The organism is Pseudomonas antarctica (genome assembly GCF_900624995.1).
In the GTDB taxonomy this organism is placed as follows: domain Bacteria; phylum Pseudomonadota; class Gammaproteobacteria; order Pseudomonadales; family Pseudomonadaceae; genus Aquipseudomonas; species Aquipseudomonas antarctica.
Genome location: NZ_UYXQ01000189.1, coordinates 1 through 5,308, shown reverse-complemented (window position 1 = coordinate 5,308; position 5,308 = coordinate 1). Strand labels below are relative to the sequence as shown.

The following is a 5,308-nucleotide window of genomic DNA, read 5'->3' as shown; positions in this document are numbered from 1 at the left end:
AGCACCTGATCAAGATTGGCCAGTGGTCCGAAGAGGAACACGCGGCGGTCAGTGCCGAACTTGAGGCCGAAGTGGTCAAGGCACAAAAAGAAGCCGAACAGTACGGCACCCTCGCCGGCGGCCAGATTCCAAGCGCCGCGACCATGTTCGAAGACGTTTACAAAGAGATGCCGGAGCACTTGAAGCGCCAGCGTCAAGCGTTGGGGATCTGACATGAACGATCACAACAACAGTATTGAACTGGAAACCGCCATGACCACCACCACCATGACCATGATCCAGGCCCTGCGCTCGGCCATGGATGTGATGCTTGAGCGTGACGATAACGTGGTGGTGTTCGGCCAGGACGTTGGTTACTTCGGCGGCGTGTTCCGTTGCACCGAAGGGTTGCAGAACAAGTTCGGCAGCTCGCGGGTGTTTGACGCGCCGATCTCGGAAAGCGGCATCGTCGGCGTGGCGGTGGGCATGGGCGCTTACGGCTTGCGCCCGGTGGCGGAAATTCAGTTCGCCGACTACGTGTACCCGGCCACTGACCAGATCATTTCCGAAGCGGCGCGCCTGCGTTATCGCTCGGCCGGCCAGTTCACTGCGCCGCTGACCATGCGTATGCCCTGCGGCGGCGGCATCTACGGCGGCCAGACCCACAGCCAAAGCATCGAAGCGGTGTTCACGCAGGTCTGTGGCCTTCGCACAGTAATGCCGTCCAACCCGTATGACGCCAAGGGTCTGCTGATTGCCTCAATCGAAAACGACGACCCGGTGATCTTCCTCGAGCCCAAGCGCCTGTACAACGGCCCGTTCGATGGCCACCACGATCGCCCGGTGACGCCGTGGTCGAAACACCCGCAAGCGCAAGTGCCGGACGGTTACTACACCGTGCCACTGGACGTGGCCGCCATCGTGCGCCCGGGCTCGGCCGTCACCGTGCTGACCTACGGCACCACGGTGTATGTGTCGCAAGTCGCCGCCGAAGAAACCGGCATCGACGCCGAAGTCATCGACCTGCGCAGCCTATGGCCGCTGGACCTGGAAACCATCGTCACGTCGGTGAAAAAAACCGGCCGTTGCGTGGTGGTGCACGAAGCCACCCGCACCTGTGGCTTTGGCGCCGAGTTGGTAGCACTGGTGCAAGAGCATTGTTTCCATCACCTGGAAGCGCCGATCGAACGCGTCACCGGTTGGGACACCCCCTACCCGCACGCGCAAGAGTGGGCGTATTTCCCAGGGCCGTCCCGCGTGGGCGCGGCGTTGAAACGGGTCATGGAGGTCTGAATGGGCACGCACGTTATCAAGATGCCGGACATTGGCGAAGGCATCGCAGAAGTTGAACTGTCGGTATGGCATGTGAAGGTTGGCGACCTGGTGGTTGAAGACCAGGTGCTGGCGGATGTGATGACCGACAAGGCGATGGTAGACATTCCCTCGCCGGTGCACGGCAAAGTGATTTCCCTCGGCGGCGAGCCGGGTGAAGTCATGGCCGTGGGCAGTATTTTGATCAGTATTGAAGTGGAAGGCGCAGGGAACGCCAAAGATGTACCGGCGGTGGCTGCACCGGCAAAAGCTGCGCCTGCACCCGCTCCGATTGCGCAAGCCAAAGCCGCGCCGGCGCCAAGCAAGCCCGCGCCAGTGGTGGCGGCTCAAGCGCCCGTGGCCCGTGAAGCCGACGAACGCCCATTGGCCTCGCCTGCCGTACGTAAACACGCGCTGGATGCTGGCATTCAGTTACGCCTGGTGCAGGGCTCTGGTCCTGCGGGCCGGATTCTGCACGAAGATTTGGAGGCTTTCTTGCTCCAGAGTCCGGCGCAAACTAAAACCGCTGCCAACCCCTACGCCGAACGCAACGACGAAGAACAGATCCCGGTGATCGGCATGCGCCGCAAGATCGCCCAGCGCATGCAGGACGCCACCCGCCGCGCCGCGCATTTCAGCTATGTAGAAGAAATCGACGTCACCGCCCTTGACGAGCTGCGCGTGCACCTCAATGAGAAACACGGTGCTGCACGCGGCAAGCTGACGTTGCTGCCGTTTATCGTGCGCGCCATGGTCGTGGCGCTGCGCGATTTCCCACAGATCAACGCGCGTTACGACGACGAAAACCAGGTCATCACCCGCCTCGGCGCGGTGCATGTGGGCGTCGCCACCCAGAGCGACGTGGGCTTGATGGTGCCGGTGGTGCGCCACGCCGAAGCACGCAGCCTGTGGGGCAATGCCGAGGAAATCGCACGGTTGGCCACGGCCGCACGCAGTGGCAAGGCCAGTCGCGATGAATTGTCCGGTTCAACCATCACCTTGACCAGCCTGGGCGCACTGGGCGGCATCGTCAGCACACCGGTGCTGAACCTGCCGGAAGTCGCCATTGTCGGCGTCAACCGCATCGTCGAGCGGCCGATGGTGATCAAGGGCCAGATCGTGATCCGCAAGATGATGAACCTCTCCAGTTCCTTCGATCACCGCGTGGTCGATGGCATGGACGCGGCGCAATTCATCCAGGCCATTCGCGGCCTGCTCGAACAACCCGCCAGCCTGTTTTTGGAGTAAGGCATGCCTCAGACACTACACACCACGCTGCTGATTATCGGCGGCGGCCCTGGCGGTTATGTGGCGGCGATACGCGCCGGTCAGCTGGGCATCCCGACCCTTCTGGTGGAAGGCCAGGCGTTGGGAGGCACGTGCTTGAATATCGGCTGCATCCCATCGAAAGCCTTGATCCATGTGGCCGAGCAGTTCCAGCAAACGGTGCACCACAGCCAGGGCTCGCAGTTGGGCATCGAAGTGGACGTACCCACGCTGGACATCCGCAAAAGCGTGGAATGGAAAGACGGTATCGTTGATCGCCTGACCACCGGCGTTGCTGCACTGTTGAAAAAACACAAAGTGCAGGTGATCCACGGCTGGGCCAAGGTGGTCGACGGCAAGACCATCGACGTCGGCGACCAGCGCATACAGTGCGAACACCTGCTGCTGGCTACCGGCTCGAAAAGCGTCAACCTGCCGATGCTGCCCATTGGCGGGCCGATCATCTCCTCCACCGAAGCGCTGGCACCCACCCGCGTGCCCAAACGCCTGGTTGTGGTGGGCGGCGGCTATATCGGTCTGGAGCTGGGCATTGCCTACCGCAAGCTCGGCGCCGAGGTCAGTGTGGTCGAGGCGCAGGAACATATCCTGCCCGCCTATGACGCCGAGCTGACCTTGCCTGTGGCTGAGTCCCTCAAGCAATTGGGCATCAAGCTGTACCTCAAACACAGCGTCACCGGCTTCGAAAACGACCGCCTGCAAGTGCGCGATCCGAATGGCGACACCGTGTCGCTGGACACCGATCAGGTGCTGGTGGCTGTGGGTCGCAAACCCAACACCCAAGGCTGGAACCTCGAAGCGCTGAACCTGGACATGAACGGTGCTGCGATCAAGATCGACAGCCATTGCCAGACCAGCATGCGCAACGTGTGGGCGATTGGTGACCTGAGTGGCGAGCCAATGTTGGCGCACCGGGCCATGGCCCAAGGCGAAATGGTGGCCGAACTGATCAGCGGTAAATCCCGCGAATTCAACCCGGCGGCGATTCCAGCAGTCTGTTTCACCGACCCAGAGTTGGTGGTGGTCGGCAAGACCCCGGATGAAGCCAAGGCGGCGGGCCTGGACTGCATCGTGTCGAGTTTCCCGTTTGCGGCCAACGGCCGGGCGATGACCCTGGAGTCGAAAACCGGCTTCGTGCGTGTGGTCGCGCGGCGTGACAACCACCTGATCGTCGGCTGGCAAGCGGTAGGTGTTGGCGTGTCCGAACTCTCCACGGCCTTTGGCCTGAGCCTGGAAATGGGTTCGCGTCTGGAGGACGTGGCGGGCACCATCCACGCCCACCCGACCCTCGGCGAAGCCGTACAAGAGGCGGCCTTAAGGGCCTTGGGGCACGCGCTGCACCTGTAAAACCACAATCCCCATGTGGGAGCGAGCAAGCACGCTCCCACATGGGCCAAGAATGCAGTATTGTTGCGCCCATCCAGAAAAAAACCGACAAGCCTGCCTTCGACCAGGCGGTTGACCAGAAATAGAGGGTGTCATGGGTAACGAAAGCATCAATTGGGACAAGCTGGGTTTTGACTACATCAAGACCGACAAGCGGTTTCTCCAAGTCTGGAAAAACGGCGAATGGCAAGCGGGCACCCTGACCGACGACAACGTGCTGCACATCAGCGAGGGCTCGACTGCCCTGCACTATGGCCAGCAGTGCTTTGAAGGCCTCAAGGCCTACCGCTGCAAAGACGGTTCGATCAACCTGTTCCGCCCGGACCAGAACGCCGCACGCATGCAGCGCAGCTGTGCACGCCTGCTGATGCCGCACGTGTCCACCGAAGACTTCATCGAAGCCTGCAAACACGTGGTCAAGGCCAACGAGCGGTTCATCCCGCCGTACGGCAGCGGCGGCGCGCTGTACCTGCGCCCGTTTGTGATCGGCACCGGTGACAACATCGGGGTGCGTACCGCGCCGGAGTTCATCTTCTCGGTCTTCGCCATCCCGGTCGGCGCCTACTTCAAGGGCGGCCTGGTGCCCCACAACTTCCAGATCTCCACCTTCGACCGCGCCGCGCCACAAGGCACCGGCGCCGCCAAAGTGGGTGGCAACTACGCCGCCAGCCTGATGCCAGGCGCTGAAGCGAAAAAATCCGGTTTCGCCGATGCGATCTACCTGGACCCGATGACCCATTCGAAAATCGAAGAAGTCGGCTCGGCCAACTTCTTCGGGATCACCCACGATAACCAGTTCATCACGCCGAAGTCGCCTTCGGTGCTGCCAGGCATCACCCGCCTGTCGCTGATCGAACTGGCCCAGTCGCGCCTGGGCCTGAAAGTGGTCGAAGGCGAGGTGTTCATCGACAAACTGGATCAGTTCAAGGAAGCCGGTGCCTGCGGCACGGCCGCCGTGATCTCGCCGATCGGCGGCATCCAGTACAACGGCAAATTGCACGTATTCCACAGCGAAACCGAAGTCGGCCCGATCACCCAGAAGCTCTACAAAGAGCTGACCGGCGTGCAAACCGGTGACGTTGAAGCCCCAGAAGGCTGGATCGTCAAGGTCTAAGCCCAAAAGCCCGCAACACCACAAAACCAATGTGGGAGCTGGCTTACCTGCGATGGCGGTCTATCAGTGACTCAATAAGTTGACTGATGCACCGCCATCGCAGGCAAGCCAGCTTGTATGGTTAGACTTGTTGGGGTGGTGGGACTAAAAGCCAGCATCTGACTCTAGCCAGTACAGACCGTGGGAGACTTCGCCCCACCCCTTCACCAAAGCGCCGATAAGGAATGCATCGGC

General features: G+C 61.5%; 4 protein-coding genes and 1 pseudogene. All 5 read left to right on the top strand.

Going from position 1 to position 5,308, the window contains the following annotated elements; genetic code table 11:
• Positions 1–212: pseudogene (locus E0F99_RS28700) on the top strand (3-methyl-2-oxobutanoate dehydrogenase (2-methylpropanoyl-transferring) subunit alpha); the annotation flags it as partial.
• Between the two features lies 1 nt (position 213).
• Positions 214–1,272: an alpha-ketoacid dehydrogenase subunit beta gene (locus tag E0F99_RS28695; protein WP_083357854.1), complete on the top strand. Its 1,059-nt coding sequence runs from the start codon at positions 214–216 to the stop codon at positions 1,270–1,272.
• Positions 1,273–2,538, top strand: a complete 1,266-nt coding sequence (locus E0F99_RS28690; RefSeq protein WP_083357853.1) for a dihydrolipoamide acetyltransferase family protein — start codon at positions 1,273–1,275, stop codon at positions 2,536–2,538.
• A 3-nt stretch (positions 2,539–2,541) separates the two neighbouring features.
• Positions 2,542–3,921 (top strand): dihydrolipoyl dehydrogenase, encoded by a 1,380-nt coding sequence (gene lpdA / locus E0F99_RS28685; protein WP_083357852.1) that lies wholly within the window; start codon positions 2,542–2,544, stop codon positions 3,919–3,921.
• A gap of 133 nt (positions 3,922–4,054) precedes the next feature.
• Complete coding sequence (locus E0F99_RS28680; RefSeq protein ID WP_083357851.1) at positions 4,055–5,074, top strand: branched-chain amino acid aminotransferase; 1,020 nt, start codon at positions 4,055–4,057, stop codon at positions 5,072–5,074.
• Positions 5,075–5,308 lie beyond the last annotated feature (234 nt).

Excerpts from the sequence above, each read along its gene's own strand:
- E0F99_RS28695 (WP_083357854.1), top strand. The coding sequence starts at position 214 with ATGAACGATCACAACAACAGTATTGAACTGGAAACCGCCATGACCACC.
- E0F99_RS28690 (WP_083357853.1), top strand. The coding sequence starts at position 1,273 with ATGGGCACGCACGTTATCAAGATGCCGGACATTGGCGAAGGCATCGCA.
- lpdA (WP_083357852.1), top strand. The coding sequence starts at position 2,542 with ATGCCTCAGACACTACACACCACGCTGCTGATTATCGGCGGCGGCCCT.
- E0F99_RS28680 (WP_083357851.1), top strand. The coding sequence starts at position 4,055 with ATGGGTAACGAAAGCATCAATTGGGACAAGCTGGGTTTTGACTACATC.